The sequence below is a fragment of the Rhizobium sp. BK376 genome (assembly GCF_004341625.1).
Lineage (GTDB): Bacteria > Pseudomonadota > Alphaproteobacteria > Rhizobiales > Rhizobiaceae > Rhizobium.
This window is the reverse complement of record NZ_SLZG01000009.1, coordinates 157,545-175,448: the sequence shown is the minus strand read 5'-3', so window position 1 is coordinate 175,448 and position 17,904 is coordinate 157,545. Positions and strand designations below refer to the sequence as shown.

The 17,904-nt window shown below is 58.3% G+C and carries 14 protein-coding genes; 5 read left to right on the top strand and 9 right to left on the bottom strand.

Translation table 11 applies throughout. The annotated features are described in order from the left end of the window. Positions 1-108 precede the first annotated feature (108 nt). Positions 109-942: a glycosyltransferase family 2 protein gene (locus EV561_RS21475; RefSeq protein WP_132524350.1), complete on the top strand. Its 834-nt coding sequence runs from the start codon at positions 109-111 to the stop codon at positions 940-942. A 2-nt stretch (positions 943-944) separates the two neighbouring features. Further along, positions 945-1,610, top strand: a complete 666-nt coding sequence (locus tag EV561_RS21470; RefSeq protein ID WP_132524349.1) for a YdcF family protein — start codon at positions 945-947, stop codon at positions 1,608-1,610. On the opposite strand, the gene EV561_RS21465 is transcribed toward EV561_RS21470, so the two are convergent. Both EV561_RS21465 and EV561_RS21460 read right to left on the bottom strand, forming a co-directional pair. Next, positions 1,579-2,736 (bottom strand): glycosyltransferase, encoded by a 1,158-nt coding sequence (locus tag EV561_RS21465; RefSeq protein ID WP_132524348.1) that lies wholly within the window; start codon positions 2,734-2,736, stop codon positions 1,579-1,581. The genes EV561_RS21470 and EV561_RS21465 overlap by 32 nt on opposite strands. A gap of 148 nt (positions 2,737-2,884) precedes the next feature. Next, complete coding sequence (locus tag EV561_RS21460; RefSeq protein ID WP_132524347.1) at positions 2,885-4,240, bottom strand: DUF4038 domain-containing protein; 1,356 nt, start codon at positions 4,238-4,240, stop codon at positions 2,885-2,887. Between the two features lie 325 nt (positions 4,241-4,565). On the opposite strand from EV561_RS21460, the gene EV561_RS21455 reads away from it, so the two are divergent. Continuing rightward, positions 4,566-5,819 (top strand): polysaccharide pyruvyl transferase family protein, encoded by a 1,254-nt coding sequence (locus EV561_RS21455; RefSeq protein WP_132524346.1) that lies wholly within the window; start codon positions 4,566-4,568, stop codon positions 5,817-5,819. Here the strand turns inward: EV561_RS21455 and EV561_RS21450 are convergent. The 5 genes from EV561_RS21450 to gmd form a co-directional block, all read right to left on the bottom strand. Next, positions 5,802-6,773 carry a glycosyltransferase gene (locus EV561_RS21450; RefSeq protein ID WP_245512796.1) on the bottom strand — a complete coding sequence of 324 codons (972 nt, stop codon included), beginning with the start codon at positions 6,771-6,773 and terminating at the stop codon, positions 5,802-5,804. The two genes, EV561_RS21455 and EV561_RS21450, sit on opposite strands and share 18 nt — an antisense overlap. 14 nt (positions 6,774-6,787) lie before the next feature. Beyond that, positions 6,788-8,257, bottom strand: coding sequence for an oligosaccharide flippase family protein (locus tag EV561_RS21445; protein WP_132524344.1), 1,470 nt, complete (start codon positions 8,255-8,257; stop codon positions 6,788-6,790). 283 nt (positions 8,258-8,540) lie between these two features. Next, on the bottom strand, positions 8,541-11,009 hold the full coding sequence (locus tag EV561_RS21440) for a glycosyl hydrolase family 28-related protein (protein WP_245512794.1): 2,469 nt from the start codon (positions 11,007-11,009) through the stop codon (positions 8,541-8,543). 159 nt (positions 11,010-11,168) lie between these two features. Then, on the bottom strand, positions 11,169-12,134 hold the full coding sequence (locus EV561_RS21435; protein ID WP_132524343.1) for a GDP-L-fucose synthase: 966 nt from the start codon (positions 12,132-12,134) through the stop codon (positions 11,169-11,171). Next, on the bottom strand, positions 12,118-13,188 hold the full coding sequence (gene gmd, locus EV561_RS21430; protein WP_132524342.1) for a GDP-mannose 4,6-dehydratase: 1,071 nt from the start codon (positions 13,186-13,188) through the stop codon (positions 12,118-12,120). The genes EV561_RS21435 and gmd overlap by 17 nt, the downstream gene beginning before the upstream one ends. A 305-nt stretch (positions 13,189-13,493) precedes the next feature. On the opposite strand from gmd, the gene EV561_RS21425 reads away from it, so the two are divergent. Both EV561_RS21425 and EV561_RS21420 read left to right on the top strand, forming a co-directional pair. Continuing rightward, entirely contained in the window at positions 13,494-14,750 is a 1,257-nt protein-coding gene (locus EV561_RS21425) for a glycosyltransferase family 4 protein (RefSeq protein WP_132524341.1), read from the top strand. Next, complete coding sequence (locus tag EV561_RS21420) at positions 14,747-16,015, top strand: glycosyltransferase family 4 protein (protein ID WP_132524340.1); 1,269 nt, start codon at positions 14,747-14,749, stop codon at positions 16,013-16,015. The genes EV561_RS21425 and EV561_RS21420 overlap by 4 nt, the downstream gene beginning before the upstream one ends. A 76-nt stretch (positions 16,016-16,091) precedes the next feature. On the opposite strand, the gene EV561_RS21415 is transcribed toward EV561_RS21420, so the two are convergent. Both EV561_RS21415 and EV561_RS21410 read right to left on the bottom strand, forming a co-directional pair. After that, positions 16,092-17,075, bottom strand: coding sequence for a phosphotransferase (locus EV561_RS21415; protein ID WP_132524339.1), 984 nt, complete (start codon positions 17,073-17,075; stop codon positions 16,092-16,094). 190 nt (positions 17,076-17,265) lie between these two features. Beyond that, positions 17,266-17,874 carry a putative colanic acid biosynthesis acetyltransferase gene (locus EV561_RS21410; protein ID WP_132524338.1) on the bottom strand — a complete coding sequence of 203 codons (609 nt, stop codon included), beginning with the start codon at positions 17,872-17,874 and terminating at the stop codon, positions 17,266-17,268. Between the last annotated feature and the right edge of the window lie 30 nt (positions 17,875-17,904).

Genomic DNA, 17,904 nt, shown 5'->3' with positions numbered 1-17,904 from the left:
GTCGGATTTTAACCTGCCATCAGAACTGCGCCCGTCGCCGGTGACCACAATGGACTGCATCGGCCATGGGCGAACTGTATCGGCAAGAGTTAGCTGGGGAGTTAGCACGTGATCTCAGTATGCATTCTCACCTTGAACGAGGAACGCAATCTTCCGGCCTGCCTTGCAGCTCTCAGCTGGTGCGACGACATCGTCGTCCTCGATTCCTTCAGCACCGATAGAACGGTCGAGATTGCCAAGGAGGCAGGCGCACGCGTCTATCAGCGCGCCTATGACGGAGAAGATCGCCAGCGCATGTTCGCCCTTAAGGGCATTGAATACAAGCATACATGGGTTTTCATGCCCGACGCCGACGAGATCACGACAGACGAGCTGCGCGATGAGATGCTGGCAATCGCCGCGGATCCTACCCGACCCGAATCCTTCTTCCGCATTCGCTACAAGAATATGTTCATGGGCCGCTGGATCAAGCATAGCAGCCTCTACCCCACGTGGATGACACGCTTCTTCCGTCCTGACCGGATCATCCGCTTCGAGCGCGAAGAACATGCAATCCCGATCGGCGACGGCCCGGAAGGACGGCTCAAGGAGCATTATCTCCACTACAGCTTCAACAACGGCCTGCGGGCCTGGTACGAAAAGCACAATCGTTATTCGTCATCGGAAGCGCGCGAAACGGTCGAGAGCCTGCGCGGCGGCAGCGTGTCCTGGCACAAGGTTTTCTCGTCGCGATCCGAGGTTCGCCGCCGCGGATTGAAAGAACTGTCGATGCGCGTTCCGTTCCGCTCACAGGCCCGCTTCATGTATATGTATATCGTCCGCGGCGGCTTCCTTGATGGACTTCAAGGCTATCATTATTGCCGGCTGATCGCGGCCTACGAATATATGATCGTCATCAAGACCAAGGAATTGCAGCGGCGCGAACGGGGCCTGCCCGTCTAGTGATGCCCAATCAGAAGGTCCCTTTCCCAGCGGCGTTCGCTCTGCCGAAGGGCCGACCGCTTTTGCGCTACGTCGGCTTCTTCCTCTTGGTCCTCGCTCTGCTGGACGTGATCATCCTCGTCGCCGCGGGACCATTGCTTACTCTGCGCGACCGGGTAAGCCATGCTGACGTCATCGTCGTCATCGGCGGTGACGGACCACCGCGCGCTGCTCGTGGTGCCGAGCTGTGGCTTGCCGGCGTGGCGCCCCGTGTGCTGGTGAGCGGAGCCGGAGATTGCCTGTCGAACCGCGACGCAATGATCCGGAAAGGCGTCGACAAGGACGCCATCAGCGTCGAATGCCGCTCCCACAGCACTGAAGAGAATGCGGCATTTTCCGCGCCGATCCTCGCCAACATGAACGTTCGGCAGGCGGTTCTCGTTACCAGCTGGTACCATTCGCGCCGGGCAATCGCCTGCTTCTCCGAGACCTCAAGCGGGATCCGCTGGACTTCCGTTCCAGCAAAGCCGCGGCCGATATCCTGGATGCTCTTCTTCGATCCCGAAGGTATTGCCGTGCTTCAGGAAGGCCTGAAGACCGTCTGGTATGAATTGAACGGCCTCTGCACCCCAGTACGTCAGCCGGAGGCCACACCGGTCAAGTCGCAAAGCGGTAATTCTGGATCGTGAGTTCGGCGATCGCCGGCCAGGTAAAGTTTTCCATGACCAAGCGACGGCCGTTGACGCCCATGCTTTTGCCCATGACCGGATTGTCCAGCATGGCGATCAGGCCGAGGGCAACCGCTGCCGGATCGGTCGAGACAATGAACCCCGCCTCGGAAGCGCCGACCTCTGGAAAATGACAGGCATCGGTGATGACGACGGGCGTGGCACAGGCCAGCGCCTCGGTGATGGCGATGCTGAAGCCTTCCTGTCGGCTTGGAAGGCAGAAACATGCGGCATCAACCAACGCTGAGATCTTGGTCTCACCATAGATCGGGCCGACGACATGAACGCGGCTCTCCAGGCCAAATTCCTTGACCAATTGCGCAAACTCTTCTTCCGCCCCGTCAGGCGGGCCGGCAACGACGAGATCGACATCTGGATGGGAATAGGAAACGAGCTGAAAGGCCCGGGCAAGAATATCAAGCCCCTTCTTGATGTGCAGCCGCGACAGAAACAGGACGTAGCGACGCCCCTCCGGCAACCCAATCTGCCGACGAAACCGTCCCTTGTCAGGCAAGGCATCGAACTCCTTCGGAAAAATGCCATTCGGGATGATGACAGCAGGCGCGCGCAGGCCGAGCGGCTGCATCAGCAGCACCTCATCCACATTCAGGGCATGCAGAAATTTCGCCTGGTTCAGCATCTTGCGATAGCCAAGGAGGAATGCGATCTGCTTCTTCCAGGACTTTTGCTGCATGCTCCAGCTATCGAGCATTCCGGATGTGCAGAGGCAGTAGGGAACCTGAAAAGCCTTGGCAGTGTTGGCGGCATAGAGAAGGATCGGATCCCAGACCCCGTGCAGGTGGAGAAAGGATGCCGACTGCGCGACAGTGCGCAGTAGCTTCCGCCCTCCAGGGCAGGCCAGCTTTTCAAAGAGATTCGGTTCGGGAAGAATATGCCATTTGATATCGCTGAAATTCGGAATGCCGCGGCCCATCTCGAACAGCTTCCTTTGGGCATCGGCGCTGCCGTAGCTGACGACATGCACATCGTGGCCGAGCGCCGATTGAGCGGCTGCAATCCGCTGTGCGACGGCCTGCGGGCCACCGAATTTCGGGTCTATCGACGCAATAACATGAACGATTTTCACGATCTCATCCCGTTGGGTAAGCCGATGGTTGCTGCCGTTACCGCAATTCTCGCAGGTGCTTGGGCACAGACAAGCTACACAAAAGCACTAAGGGGTGAACGGGGAGCCCTACCCCGGATCGAGCTTCCCGCAACCTCATGGACAGCAATCATTGCTGCCGAGAGATCAGAAGTACCCAATCGCTGAAGCCGGAAGCGTTGCTCGCCTTCGGCACCCGAAACAGCGATGTCCCCGCCGCCGTTTCCTCACCTGAAGCATCATAGAATGTGCCGGACGAAGGATCGAACCATCGAACCCTCCGCGCTGAAGGCGCGAGCTTATTCAGATTAAGCGAAATATCAGGAGCGTCCCACACATAGGCGAGCGCAAACGAGCCATCGGCCGCGCTCGCCGCAACGACGCCACCCTTGCTTGAAGATCGATCCGCGAGTACTCCAGTCAGGTCGGGTTTCAAATTCCACCATTCGACCTGGTCAAACAGGGTGCGCAGATGCGACATGCTCTCCGCCCCTCGGCTGGAAAGCGCTTCCTGCCATGTGACAGGGCTCGGATAGAGCCCCGGCGCGGAAAAATGCCATATCGGATTATTGCCGAATATCTGTCCGCTGGCGCCTGACAATAGCGTGCTGTAAGCGCTGCGTCGGACATCGAATTCATTAGCCCCCTCGCCTTCGTAGCGGCTCTCGATCAGGAAGAAGGGCATCGCAGGCTGCCGCCGATAGCGATCGAGCGAGGCAGCTGCGATATCGCCATAGGTGTAGAGCGAATCGATCCCCAGCCAGTCAGGATCGCCCCAGAAGCTGCGCGGGGCCGAGGCCGGATTGCCATGAAAACTCTGCAGGCTGCCGGGAGCCGCTTGCCTCACGCCCTCGGCCAAGGCCTGGACCAAGCTCCTGTCCTCTGGATCGTAGTCGCCGCCCTCGATCCACACGATATTGCCAAGCCCGCCGAAGCGCTTGCCGACATATTCGCCATAGGAGCGGAGCACGTCAGGACCGGCAGCCTTCATCGACTGATACCAGCCCTGCTCACCGCCTCCCGAACCAAGATAGGCTGGCGCGAGCAGCACCAGGAATCCCTTCTCCCGGGCGCGGCGCAGGATCCATTCCGCATGCCCGAAATAGGCTTCGTTCGGCGCGGCGAAATCCTTGCCGCCCAGGAACGGCGCCGCTCCGTAAATGTTCTTGGGCGCGTTGCGGCCGAAGCGATGCTCGATGAGCGAGACAAGCAGCGTGTTGAAACCTCGCTTCTTCCTGTCGTCGAGATAGGCCTCGGCGTCTTCGCGCGAGAGTTCGGCAATCATCGACCACGCGGCGTCGCCGGTCATCAGGAAGGGACGGCCGGATGCGTCCTCGAGATGCCGTCGGTCTCCGGCGACATGCAGCGGAAAAACGACGTCCTGCGCACCGGCAGAACCGGCGCAGGATATCAGCATTGCGAGGAGACAGAAAAAAGCCCAGGAGGGGGGCATGAGGCCTGATGTCGTCGATGTTCTGCGCGTCACTTGCTTGGTTCCGTTCTACTCAAAAGATCCGGGCGCCGAGGGTATGCGCGCATCTTGCGAACTCTGCGGTACAGTGCCGATCATTCCCGCAACCGCGAGCAGATCATAAATCAAGGGCCGGATTTGGCCGAAGTGCCTCATGGCGGCATCATTGCCAGCATTTTGGTGCCGGAAGCTCCAAAGGCTAAGTCTTTTGATCCATCAAAACCCTCCAACGGCCAAGTGGCAACCGGCAGGCCTTTTCCATAGTTGTGAGAGTAACATGTGCGGCCGCCGCCCTGTCGCCCGCGCACGTTTTTCGTTGGCTAGTAATGCAGGAGCTTCCATGAAAATCGGATTATTCGGCCAGTTCGGCAGTGGAAACAGCGGCAATGACGGTTCCCTGGAAGCAATGTTGAATTTGCTGCGCGAGCGTTGCCCCGAGGCGGAGCTCCTTTGCATCTGCTCCAATCCGGATCTCGTCAGGAAAAAATACGGGATTCTCTCCGTCAGCCTCAACGGCACGATATCAGGCGGTCCGCGGGCGGACAGGTTGAACCGCATGTTGGGAAACATGCCGCACCGACTCGCGCGTATCAGCTCCCTTTTCAAGCAACTCAAGGGCCTCGATCTCATCATCATACCCGGAACGGGAATCCTTGATGACTATCAGGAGACGCCCTGGGGATGGCCGTTCGTCATCTTCAGATGGTGCATGGCGGCCAGGCTGCGCAACGTTCCCGTCGCCTTCGTCAGCATCGGCGCCGGCCCGATCTCGCATCCGCTGAGCCGCTTCTTCCTGAAAACCGCCGCACAAACCGCAAAATACCGATCTTATCGCGACGACTTCTCCCGCCGGTATCTTCAAGATATCGGTATGAATGTAGAGCAGGATTTCCGGTTTCCGGATATTGCGTTCCGGTTGCCGATGCCGAAGCTATCCAGGGTCGCCTCCGGGCCGCGCCGCACTGTCGGCGTCGGCGTCATGCATTATCGTGGCTGGGCCAAATCGAGCCTTAATGGCAAGGAGATTTACCAGACCTATATCGGCAAGCTTGCAGAGTTCGTCACCTGGCTCGCCGGCGAAGGTTATGACATCCGCCTGCTGACGGGCGATCTGCGCGACCAGATTGCCGTCCACGACTTGATGGAGAAAATCAAGGACATGGATGCACAGAGCGCGCTTGACCATGTTGCTGTCGGGCTTGGCGAAACCCTGCACGACCTGATGCGCGAAATTGACAAAACCGACGTCGTGATCGTCTCGCGCTACCACAACGTCGTCTGCTCACTGAAACTCGGCCGACCGATCATTTCGCTCGGATACGCGCAAAAGAACGACAACCTTCTGGCGGAATTCTCGCAGTCGCAATATTGCCAGCACATCGAGACGTTCGATCTCGATATGCTCCGGCTGCAGCTTGAGCAGATACTGGCCAATTTCGATGATATCCGGAAACAGATTGCTGACGGCAACGACAGGGTCCAGAAAAGCCTTGCCGAGCAAGACGACCTTCTGACGGAACGCCTGCTTGCGCCGCGCAATGCAAGAAGAAAACTTGCAAGCCCGATCGGTGGCGATTCACGAGCTCTTGGCTGATAGCCCGGCGTGCTTCCTAAGCGCCCGATCCTGCAGCATCTTGGCCGCCAGATAGCCCACCGGAGGAAAAACGGCAGCGGCCGGACGCAGCCGGATCGCGTTCAGCAGGAGCTGAGCGGAACCCAGATCGCCACGGCTCAGGCTGGAAAGGGCGGAACTGTAGGATCTATCGCTCAGCGCCCGTTTCACCATCCTCAACATCTCCGAAGCATTCTGCAGGGAGGCACCGTCGCCCCGAAAGAAGGAGCGATAGGCGGCTTCGAACTGCAGGTTCCACTGGTGAATGTTCTTGACGGATGAGGACTGATTGAAGGAATGCACCCTGGCGATCGCCTGGTGGCTGTTCGTGTGCGCCACCTGGCCTCTGGCCGCTATGCGCAACCACATTTCCAGATCGTCCGTGTGGGTAAGCTCTGGATTGTAGTGGCCGACCGCTTTCTGGATCGCGGTCCGAACCACGACCGTGGGGCCACTGATCGGGTTGCGGCCACTCCTGCACAGTCTTTCAATCAGCGCGGTCCCTCCTTCGACGGACCATGTCGCTGGCTGCGGATCGATCACGCGTGTCTCGACATCCTCCGGCTTAAGGAAGAGAGCCTCGCCATAGGTCAGGTTGACCTGAGGATGTTCTTCCATGACGCTCACCGCGTCTGCCAATGCATGCGGCGTCAGTAGATCGTCGGAACATAGGATGAGAAAATAATCCGATTGCGCCCAATCGATGCCTTCATTGAAGGATGCATGAGGGCCGAGATTTTGAGAGCGCAGCCGAAGCTCTATCCGCGGATCCGACGTCGCAAGCTTCCGCGCGATCCGGGCGCTGTCATCAGTGGATGCGTTGTCGATGATCAATACGCGCAGCGTCTCGACATTCTGCCGAAGTATGCTCTTGACGCAGCCTTCGAGGTAGTGGCCGTAATTGTAGTTCGGGATGGCGACATCAAGGCTGGGCATGACACTCCTCCCCCTCATTCTGCCGCTGCGGTGGATTTTCGAACCCAGCGCCCGAATAGTCTTTCCAGGATCGCAGGCAGCTCATCCAGCAGAGGATGTCGAAAGACAATAAGGCCGGCCATCCATCCGGCTGCCGCCAGAAGAATGCAAACCGCGGTCTCCGCGAGCGAAAGATCGAAGTCGAACCCGTTCAGCGCGACGATTGCGAGGGGACCCGCAATCGCCATCACGGTGACTACGCCGCTTTTGGCGAGAACGCCGAGCAATTCCTTCCACTCGAAGTGTACGCGCCGCCGGATGTAGTGAAAGGAGACGTACATCTGGAACGGCAGCGAGATGAACTGGCTGAGGGCCAGGGCCACGAGCCCCTGAAAGCTTGCAACGCAAATGATGACTGTCGAAACGCCCCGTCCAACGAAATTCGCCGTGAACGCGTCCCTGTTCGCTCCGAAGGCAACGAGCACTGGATAGGTCAGGATATTGGCGAAGGAGAATATGGTTGCGCAGCACAATATCCTCAGGATCGGCACGACGGGCAGCCAACCGTTTCCCAAAACGATATTGACGATGGGATCGGCGAGGATCGCCAGCATCAGAGACGAGGGCCAGAAGAGAACGGAGATATAGCTCACCATCCTCAGATAGGATTCCTTGATGGCGCGCTTGGCTCTCACTTCGGCGGCGAAGGCAGGAAACGCGACTGAGAAGGCCGCCGACAACATCAGCTTGTCAGGCAGACCGCAGACAAGATTGGCACGATTGAAGATACCCACGGCCGACAGGGGCATGATGCGCCCCAGGACAAGCTGGGGGAGCGATTCATAGACCCGGTCCAGAACCGAGGAAGCGCCCTTGTATCCGCCGAAGCTGAAAATGGACCTGCTGCCGACCAAGCAGGGCCGGAACATCCATATCTCCGGCTTGGCTTGGAATGTCAGGACAGCCCGGACGGCTGCCGCCGCAATCACCGCGATCGCTAGGCTCATGAAGCCGTAACCCTGCCATGCCGCAACCAGTGCCGTGACGGCGTTCGCGACCGCCCCGGCAACATTGATGCGCGTCAGCGAACCGAATTCGATTTCCCGACGCAGCAACGCGGTGTGGGGACTGACCAGCCCGTCTATCACGCCTGAGATCGCCACCAGGCAGATGAACGTTTGCAGGGAGGCAAGATTGTAGAACGATGCGATGTAGGGCGAAAGAAGAACAAGCCCGACCGCGATGATGGCCGACAGGCCGAAAACCAGCGTCGTCCCGGTCCTGATATCGGTCGCATGGAGCTCTTCGCGCTGGATCAGGAATTCCGATGTCGCAAATTCCCGCACCGTGAATGCGATGGTCCCGATGCTCAGGCCGATCGCGGCGACACCAATGTCGGTGGAGTCGAGCAATCGCGAGAGAACCGCGATCAATACCATGCTGATGACAATTTGAGAGTATTGATCCAGCGTCGCCATAAAGAAGGCTCGGCGAACAGTCCCCATGGAACCAGATCCTTGATTTTGTTGCAGGATTCTTGTCCGACAACGAACGCTCGCATCGTGGGTATGCGTCGCCGGGGTTAAGTCTGTCTATGGCGGGAACTCCATGCCGAAATCCTCGGCAATGTGCCGAGATTGCCGCCCTCACCAATCACGACGCGTATTATGTGGTATTCGGATTGGACGACAATTTAGCCCTTTGACGTAGTAGGGGCACAGCTTCAACCGAACAGACTATTAAGGATGACCCTGCCCCGTCCTAGCAGTCCTGCAAAACTTCGCTGCATCAATTGGGAAGAGCCTTGGGGGCGACAGGTCCGTCATTGCCCGAGGCAAAATCCGTCCATGTTGAGCCGATATTCAGCCAGCTGTTCGAAGGGTGGAGCGTGACGAAGCCGACACTCCCGTCATCAGTGGCAGAGCCCCGATCAAAATCGTTCTTATGAAGAATGGTATTCACCTTCATCGAATGACTGCCGGGCGCAGCCTTGAACCGGCCATCATAGGTCCACATCAGCTGGTAGGCTTCGATGAAGCCATAAGGGACGTTCTTGAAGCTGTTTCGCTCGAATACGGTGCCGTTGTAATCCGAGCCGTCATGCGTCCAGGTTTCGTATTCGACGCCTATATGAGCAAGGTTTTCAAAGCGGTTGTTGCGATAGATATTGCCGAGACCGCCCCAGATACCGGGCTTGCCGGACTCCGCGAACGTCGTTCCTACATAGAGACCGCTGTTGCTGTCGCTGACGGTATTGTTTGAATATTGCAGGAAGTAAGGAGCAAGGCCCCGCGTCGAATCCAGCGCGATAGTCATCATTCCATGCCGCATCCTGGAGATGCGGTTGCTATCGACGACGGCGTCATAGACGTTCCCATAGAGCAGAACGCTTGTGGAATCGGAATCGTGTTGGCTGTAGCTCGAGCGCCCGTCGAATTTGTTGTTGTAGATCGCGACCTTCGACGCGGTTGCCGCCAGCGCAAAACGGCTGGTACGATCGGGAATGACATTCCACGGAGCATCGAGCGTTACGGTTGAATCGGCGGAGGAAACGATATGCCGATGCTGGCCGGCTCCCCTGCCCCCGACGATGACGAGGTCCTGGCCACCGGGCGTCACATCACCCAAATCCGAGAGAGTTTTGAAGGACACCGTGTCTGCGGTTGCCTTCACAAAATCGCTTTTGATTTTGCTGCCGACCATTTCAAAGCAGATCTGTTCGCCCTTGTTACAATCGACCTTGTCGCAATCATGCGGGGCTGCATTCAGCGACGTGTTGTTGCCCCAATAGAGATTGCTTATGCTGCCAAACTGCGCCTGGCCGACAAAGAACCGGCCGATACCGTGGCCGTCGTCCCGGCTCTCATCGGCATTTGAAAGCTCGTTGCCGACCATGGAAAAATCGCGACCTCCCCACAGAGCCGCGACGGACTCCCCATAGCCCGTCATCCGGAACTTGTTGCCTGATAAGAAGACCTGCCTGCTGCTTCCATAGAACGACCCGTTTTCCACCAATTCAGAGTCGCTGATGGAGAGACCCGAAGCGCCGTTGGCCTGGAGTGCGGCGACACCCCACGCATTGAGCTTGGCAGAGGCTATCCGGAGATTCTCGGCCGAAGATACCTGCATCAGGACCTGCTTGCCGGTATTGCGATTTGCGTTCAGCGCGAGCCCTTCGAACTGAACGTTTTCGCCAGCAATCTCAATCATGCTGTGGTCAATGCTGCGATCAAGACGGATCTCCGTCGTATTCATGCCATCGCCGACCCATCCGACATTGGCGGGCGCTGTCAGAAAAGAGGTTATACGGTAGGTTCCCGCGGGAAAGTGAATGGTCGCGGGCGCGGCATTCTTTGCCGCCTCCAGGGCGCGCTGCAATGCCGCCGTATCGTCGGCTGTCCCGTCTCCCACGGCGCCGAAACGTTTCACATCCAGCAGATTGTTTTTCTGGTCCGCCCATGGAGACCGGGCGAGAACATCAAGCCTCAACGGACCGCTCCAGCCGAAGCGACCGCCATGGGTGTTATGCACCCAGACCTCATAGTTGCCAGCCGGCATGTCAGGGATCGCGAAGTCCACCTTGAAAGGGTTGACCGCGCTGGGTTTGACATAGCTGCCACTGGCACCGGGCGGCTTGATATAGAGATAGGATAGCGACGTCCCGTTGCTGCGGGCAAGGTTGCGCCCATAGACCGAGATAACTGTGCCGGCCGTTCCCTTGTTCGGCCCAAGCCACCACGCTTCAGTGCGATTGATGGCGATAGGTTGGCCGCGGTAGCCGTTCCTGTTAGGCCACATGAGATACATCGACCATTCTGGCAAAGCGGCGGGCAACAGGACCGTCGCCGCCGTCTTGTCAGCGCGCAGGGAATTGACCGCGGTGACATTTCCTTTTGCGGCGGATGGAGCCTGGGAGAAGATTTCGAACTCTGCCGAGTGATCCAGCTTGATGCCCGTCATCGAGACGATCTCATCTCGGTCTGCGGTCCTCGAAAACTCGGCGACCGCCGGGGGCGATTTGCTGACGCGGAGCAATGGAGGATTGAAGGCATCCGCCCCCTCAGGCAAGGATGGTTCAGGAGTTGGAACCGGCATCCCGAAGTCAGCCGGTCCCTTGGCTTCCTCCGCCTGGAACGCGCCGCGCAAAGCCGCGTCGAGGAAAGCGACCGTATCACCGGTTCCACGCTGGGCAACGGCCGCTCCGATCAACGTCAGAGCGACAAGTGATGCAACCAAGATCGACGCCAATACTTTCATGATCGCCCCCTCCCGCGAGCTGATTTGCTTCCCTAAACGGGAGAAGCAGAAAGTCACTTGCGTTTGAGGCCACAAGCGTGAGGCGCACCCGCGCCCAAAAGGCTGAAGCGCTTTGAGTTTTTCAAAGCGTAATTGAGGCGCGGTCCAACTCCGTTGATACTACGCTAGCATCGCCACCTTATCGAGCCAATGCAGATAGACCTGTTCTATCCCGCTTCGCAATTCCGTCCTGGCTGTCCAGCCCAGGGCCCGCAGGCGGTCGCTGTTTACAAGCTTTCTCGGAGTTCCGTCGGGCTTCGTAACGTCGAAAACGATCCTTCCCCTGAAGCCGACGATATCGGCAATCAGGTAGGCGAGATCGCGAATGGATATCTCCCGTCCGGAACCGACATTGATCAGATGGCTGTCGGAATAGTTCTTCATCAGATAGACGCAGGCATCGGCGAGATCGTCCGCGTGCAGGAACTCACGCAGTCCGTTGCCCGTGCCCCATACGACCGCGTCAGTGCCAGCAATCTTTGCCTCGTGGATCTTCCTGATCAAAGCCGGGAGGACATGCGATGTCTCCAGATCGAAATTGTCATTCGGGCCGTAAAGATTGGTCGGCATCGCCGAGATAGACCTTACGCCATATTGCTTTGAATAGGCCTGAGCGAGCTTGATTCCTGCGATCTTCGCAATCGCATAGGCCTCGTTTGTCGGCTCGAGCGGCCCTGTTAGCAACGAGTGCTCGTCGATCGGCTGCGACGCAAATTTCGGATAGACGCAACTGGAGCCGAGCCAGAGCAGCTTCTCTGCTCCGAGATCGGCAGCCGCCTTCATGATGTTCATTGCGATCATGGTGTTGACGTAGAGAAAATCCACCGGATAGGTCGCGTTCGCAACGATACCGCCGACCCGCGCCGCCGCAACGAAGATGACTTGCGGACGCATCTGCCGCATCCACTCTTCCGTATCGGCCTGACGCGTCAGATCGAGCTCACGATGGGAAACGGTGACGATTTCGCAATCTTCACTTTGAAGGCGCCGAACGATCGCCGAACCGACCAAACCATTGTGACCGGCGACCCAGACACGCTTTCCGGTCAAATCGAACTTCTCGTTGATCTTAGCCATAAAAGTCATTTCTGCCCTCTTCGCGCATGATCGTGCGTAGATCGCTTTCGACCATTTCCGAGACGAGAGCCCCGAATGAGGTCGAATGCTGCCAGTTGAGCTTCCGTCTGGCCTTGCTCGGATCGCCGAGGAGAGTGTCGACCTCCGCCGGCCGAAAATATCGCGGATCGATCTCGATGATCCGATTGCCGGTCTTCCTATCGAAGCCGACCTCGTCCACACCGTCGCCTTCCCATTCGATGGCCTTGTCGACCACGCGGAATGCCCGCTCCACGAATTCGCGCACGGTGTGCGTCTCGCCTGTGGCGAGAACGTAATCGTCCGGTTCGTCCTGCTGCAGAATCCGCCACATGCCCTCGACATAATCGCGAGCGTGGCCCCAATCCCGCTTGGCGTTCAGGTTGCCGAGCCTAAGCTTCTGCGTCAGTCCGCGCTCGATTGCCGCCACGCCACGGCTGATCTTTCGCGTCACGAACGTTTCGCCGCGCAGCGGACTTTCGTGATTGAACAGGATGCCGTTGGATGCATGGAAGCCGTAAGACTCGCGATAGTTCACCGCCATCCAGTAGGCGTAGAGCTTCGCTGCGGCATAGGGGCTTCGGGGATAAAAGGGCGTCTGCTCGTGCTGCGCAATCTCGCTCATGCCGCCGAAGAGTTCGGAAGTGGAGGCCTGGTAGAAGCGGCACTTTTTCTCGAGCTTGAGGATGCGGATCGCCTCGAGCACACGAAGCGTTCCAAGCGCGTCGGTATTCGCGGTATATTCAGGGGTCTCGAAGCTGACTTGCACATGGCTTTGCGCACCGAGATTGTAGATCTCGTCGGGCTGGACGTCCTGAATGACGCGGCAGAGATTGGTGGCATCGGTCAGATCGCCGAAGTGAAGGCGAAAGCGGACCGGCTCATCGTGTGGATCTTGATAGAGATGGTCAATGCGCCCGGTGTTGAAGGAAGACGAGCGTCTTTTCAGGCCGTGAACCACATAGCCTTTCGAAAGCAAAAGCTCGCTGAGGTAGGCGCCATCCTGTCCGGTAACGCCGATAATCAATGCGACTTTGTCGGGCATGCGCCAGCTTCTCCATGTTGTCCACAGGGCCGGCGTCCACTCATGGCTGCCGATGAAGGCAGTATAGGTGCCGGTCGTCCATCGACACCTTGCCAATAGGGAGAATGCGGGCACCCGATACCCGCCAAACCGGTGTGCCGGATTATTCGAATGGGGAAACATCACTTCTTATGAGGTAGGGGGCGCGCCACCTCTTTGGCGGAAATTATCGCCTTTGGTCAACTTGTGAGCGCGCGACGCGCCACGATGATGGGATTTGAGACCTGGTCAAGCGATCCAGCGCCGGCGATCTCAGGGATCATCGAATGAAAGTCATCTTCGTCAATCGCTACGTCTCCCCCGATCAGTCCGCGACCAGTCGAATGATAACATCGATTGCATCCGCCTTGGCCCAGCGCGGCTATGAAGTCGTCGCGGTGGCAAGTCGCCATCTCCATAACGAGGATCAGACCGTTCTTCCCCCGAACGAAGTCATTTCCGGCATCAAGGTGGTGCGGCTGACGACGTCCCATTTCGGCAGGCTCAAAACGTTCGGGCGCGCGATTGACTATTTCTTCTTCCATCTCTCCGCCTTCACCTGGCTTGTCCGCCATGCATCGCGCGACGATATCGCCGTAGTTTGCACTGATCCGCCCTTTCTGTCGGTGACAACAGCCGTTGCACTGCGCCTTCGTGGAGCGTCCTCGGTGAACTGGGTCATGGATCTGTTCCCGGAAACCGCAATCGAACTGGGCCTGTTCAAGCGCTCGCCAATCGTCGGCAGGCTCGCACGCAGCCTGAGAAACTGGTCGATCGGAACATCGGCAGCGATTGCCTGCCCGACAACAACGATGGCGGATTATCTGCGCGACGAGTTGTCGCCGCGTTGCCCCATCAGCCTGTTGCGCCAATGGTCGGATGGAAAGGAGATCTACCCGATCGCCGCAGCCGACAACGAGCTGCGAACTGAATGGGGCTTGGACGATAAACTGGTTATCGGCTATTCCGGCAACTTCGGACGCGCGCACGAATTCGATACGATTTTGAATGCCGCCGCCCTGCTGAGGGATCAGCCCGACATTCGCTTCCTCATGATCGGCAACGGCCATCAACATGCACGCGTGGTCGACGCCGCGAAAAAACTCGGCCTCGACAACATGATCTTCAAACCGCTGCAGCCGGCTGAAAATCTGGCAAAGAGCCTTTGTACAGCAGACGTCCATCTGGTGTCCCTGCTACCGCAGCTTGAGCACTGCATCATTCCGAGCAAGTTCTATGGAATTCTCGCCGCCGGCCGGCCGACAATCTTCATCGGTGACCTCAACGGCGAAGTCGCCCGAGTCATCGATGCCTATGGCTGCGGCAAAAACATCGCGATTGGCGAAGGACAAAGGCTTGCCGCTGCCATTCGCGAATTACGAGACGACACCGCGCGACGCCTGGAGATGGGTCAGATCGCCCGCCGTGTCCTGACAAACGACTATTCCTACGATCAGGCCATCGACAAATGGTGCGCCCTTCTCGACCGACTAGACCGCTCCGGTGACCGGGTGCCTCATATCGAACAACGGGTATCTCCATGAATGGAAAAGTTGTTGTCAGCCAGCTGGGGGCACGCATGCACTACGCTGTTCCCCGGATTTTCGTGAACCATGGGCAGCTTGCGCATTTCTATACGGACATTACGGCAACCAAGGGCTGGCCGGGCATCGTAAAAGTCCTTCCGACAAAAATTCTGCCTTCGGCCATCAGGCGGCTCGCCGGCCGGGCGCCGAAGGGTGTCCCCAACGCATTGACGACCACCTTTGCAAGCTTTGGCGCACTTTCGGCTATCCGACGTTCGCGTATCGGTAATATCGCCGATGAAACCTCTCATGCCGTGTGGGCCGGCTCCCGCTTTTCGACCTTGGTGGCCAAAAGCGGCTTTCATGGCGCGTCAGGGCTCTACGCTTTCAGCGGCGATGCTCTGGAACAGATGGAGGCTGCCAAGCAGCAAGGAATGTGGACCGTTGTCGAGCAGATGGTCGCCCCAAGAGATGTCTTGGAAGAACTCGTCTCTCGAGAAATGACGCGGTTTCCGGAATGGATGGGGCTGCCGAAGCAGAACCCTTTCGCCAGGTCCTTCGCGGACCGGGAAAGGGCGGAATGGTCGCTTGCCGATCTCATCCTATGTCCATCCGAATTCGTCCGCCGGCATGTGATCGCCTGCGGCGGACCGGCGGAACGTTGCGTTCTCCTTCCCTATGGTGTCGATCCGAAATTCTCGCCGGAGCGAAAAGCAAGGCGCCCTGGCCCTCTGCGCGTGCTGACCGCTGGTGAGGTCGGGCTGCGGAAGGGATCGCCTTACGTCGCCGCTGCGGCAGAGATTCTCGGCGGCGCTACAAACTTCCGTATGGTCGGGCGGCTCAATCTGGCAGACGGGCCTAGACAGGAACTTTCCACGAAGGTCGAACTCAAGGGCGTTGTGCCACGCGCCGAAATGGCGGCCGAATTTCGCTGGGCGGATATCTTTCTGCTGCCGTCGGTCTGCGAGGGTTCCGCAACCGTTGTCTATGAGGCGCTTGCTTCAGGCTTGCCGGTCGTGACGACGGAAAATACCGGTACCGTGGTTCGTGACGGCATCGAGGGATTCATCGTGCCTGTCGGCGATCCCGAGGCGATCGCCTCGGCCATCGATCGTTTTGTTGCCGATGACGAACTCAGAGCGGCAATGTCACTCAATGCGACACGAAGGGCGTCCGAGTTCACGGTGAACGAATATGGCAAGCGACTTGTCGCAGCATTATCGGTCCTGCCGGCAGAACGGCATAATGCTGGGGTGAGGACGATAGCGTGCATCGGCAGCTGATCGCAGGTCAGCGCGGAGGCTACCATGGCAGCAGTTTGTCCTTTGCGATCATCGCATTCTGATGAGACTGAGGTAGCTAGAGCAGACGGTCGAGGAGTTGCTCGGTCTCCCACATCTTAAGAAAGTTGGTCTCCCTCGCAATCCAACCGACGGTGTTGCTTCCCCACTCGTTGGCGCGCGCTGCGTACTCTCCCATAAGCCAAAAATGGCGGACAATTACGAAGTGCAGAGCGGCTTCGAAATCGGCCGCAGTTATGGGTCGGACGGCTCGATATCCTTCGATGAACGCACCCCATCTGCGTGTCGAGTTCCTGCCAAAAGATACATTCGCCCATAGAAAAACCGACAAGTCATAAGCAAGGTAACCTGGGCCGCTGTCGTCAAAGTCGAAGAATACTGCTTCACCAACCTCGTTGATGCGCGAATTGAAACCATGGCAGTCCCCGTGACAGTAGGTCCATGTCAGATTGCCGAAAGCTTCAATCGCTTTCCCCGTATCTCCAGCTATACGCTCGAGATCGGCATACACCTCCGCGTCCTCAACAATGCCGCTCTCTCCTATTCGTGCGAGGGGTCGCCACAGCAGGTACTCAAGGTCAAGTCGATAAAGCGCTCCATCGTGAGGGAATACCTCCGCTGCATTGTGCAGCATTGCGAGGGTTTTCCCATTGGCTCTGGCATCGCCAAGGTCGCTCGCGTGAGGTTCGCGACCGTCGAGTGCCTGAAAGAGCACTCCGGAGCGCAAACCTTCCGGTGCCTGCGCCTGTAGGGAGAACGCACGATCCAGCGTTGGAATGGGAGCAGCGACCGGGACGCGCGATTGGGAAAGGTGTGTCAGGAATGCCGTCTCGCTTTTCACATCAGCGGGACCGCGTGCCCTATGCTGCGAAAGTCGAAATACGTAGCGCTCCGCATTTTTCCCTACTACGAGATAAACGTCATTCAGGCCACGCTGGAGCATTCGGCAGGAAATTGGCCCTTCGATCGCGTAGTTTTTCTCAATAAACTCCGCAACCGCGTCAGGCTGCGGTGTTGAATATAGCGGACGGAAGTCGAGCATGATCGATGCCTCTGGCTGCGTCATAAGTATTCGAGCCGGAGGATTGCCAGGGCTGTACGAAAGTCAAGCGTCGATCCGTTGACGATCGCAATTGGCGCATAGTTGCCACTGTGGACATCACAACAGTGGTGGCCTTTGCCGCGGAATTCCGAATTAGCCGGCGGCCCCTAAAGGAACGCTTTCTAGCCACTCAAGACACAAGCGCATAGCTGGCGGCAGCGGACTGGTTGCGTTTGCCGACCGCCTTGGCGGGATTGCCGACATAGATGGTCCAGGGCTGTAGCGACTTTGCGGCAACGCCTCGGGCGCCAAGCACGGCCCCCTCCCCGACAACCACGCCCGGCCCGACGAAGGCCTCCGCAGCGATCCAGGCATTCGGCTCGATCACGATCGGTCGGGAAATCAGTGGAAACTGACTGTCCTGGATATCGTGCGACCCGGTACAAAGATGCGCTCGTTGCGAGACGATGGAGAAATCCTTGAGCGTGACGGTCGCGACGTTGTAGCAGATCGCGCCGGGCCCAAGGGATGTGTGCTTTCCCATGACAAGGTGCCCCGGCCACCAGATCTTGACGCTTGCGCTGATAATTGCGGTCGGATCCAGCTGTGCCCCAAAGCAGCAGAGCAGAAAATTCCGCCATCTCCGGAAGGGCGGCGGCGTCCAGGAGGCGAGCAGCGTCCACGTAATTCTCCAGACGAGCTGCATTATCCTGAAACGCAGGGCAAACGTTGCTCCTCCGAAGCGCGGCAGAGGAGTCGACCGCTGGTCGAATGTCGGGTCTTCATAACGCGACTGCATGGCGGGTTCCCTTGGCTCGGCGGAAGCAGC

Bases quoted from the DNA above. Each gene is read 5' to 3' on its own strand.
- EV561_RS21470 (WP_132524349.1), top strand. From the start codon at position 945: ATGCCCAATCAGAAGGTCCCTTTCCCAGCGGCGTTCGCTCTGCCGAAG.
- EV561_RS21455 (WP_132524346.1), top strand. From the start codon at position 4,566: ATGAAAATCGGATTATTCGGCCAGTTCGGCAGTGGAAACAGCGGCAAT.
- EV561_RS21450 (WP_245512796.1), bottom strand. From the start codon at position 6,773: ATGCCCAGCCTTGATGTCGCCATCCCGAACTACAATTACGGCCACTAC.
- EV561_RS21445 (WP_132524344.1), bottom strand. From the start codon at position 8,257: ATGGGGACTGTTCGCCGAGCCTTCTTTATGGCGACGCTGGATCAATAC.
- EV561_RS21440 (WP_245512794.1), bottom strand. From the start codon at position 11,009: ATGAAAGTATTGGCGTCGATCTTGGTTGCATCACTTGTCGCTCTGACG.
- EV561_RS21435 (WP_132524343.1), bottom strand. From the start codon at position 12,134: ATGACTTTTATGGCTAAGATCAACGAGAAGTTCGATTTGACCGGAAAG.
- gmd (WP_132524342.1), bottom strand. From the start codon at position 13,188: ATGCCCGACAAAGTCGCATTGATTATCGGCGTTACCGGACAGGATGGC.
- EV561_RS21425 (WP_132524341.1), top strand. From the start codon at position 13,494: ATGAAAGTCATCTTCGTCAATCGCTACGTCTCCCCCGATCAGTCCGCG.
- EV561_RS21420 (WP_132524340.1), top strand. From the start codon at position 14,747: ATGAATGGAAAAGTTGTTGTCAGCCAGCTGGGGGCACGCATGCACTAC.
- EV561_RS21415 (WP_132524339.1), bottom strand. From the start codon at position 17,075: ATGCTCGACTTCCGTCCGCTATATTCAACACCGCAGCCTGACGCGGTT.
- EV561_RS21410 (WP_132524338.1), bottom strand. From the start codon at position 17,874: ATGCAGTCGCGTTATGAAGACCCGACATTCGACCAGCGGTCGACTCCT.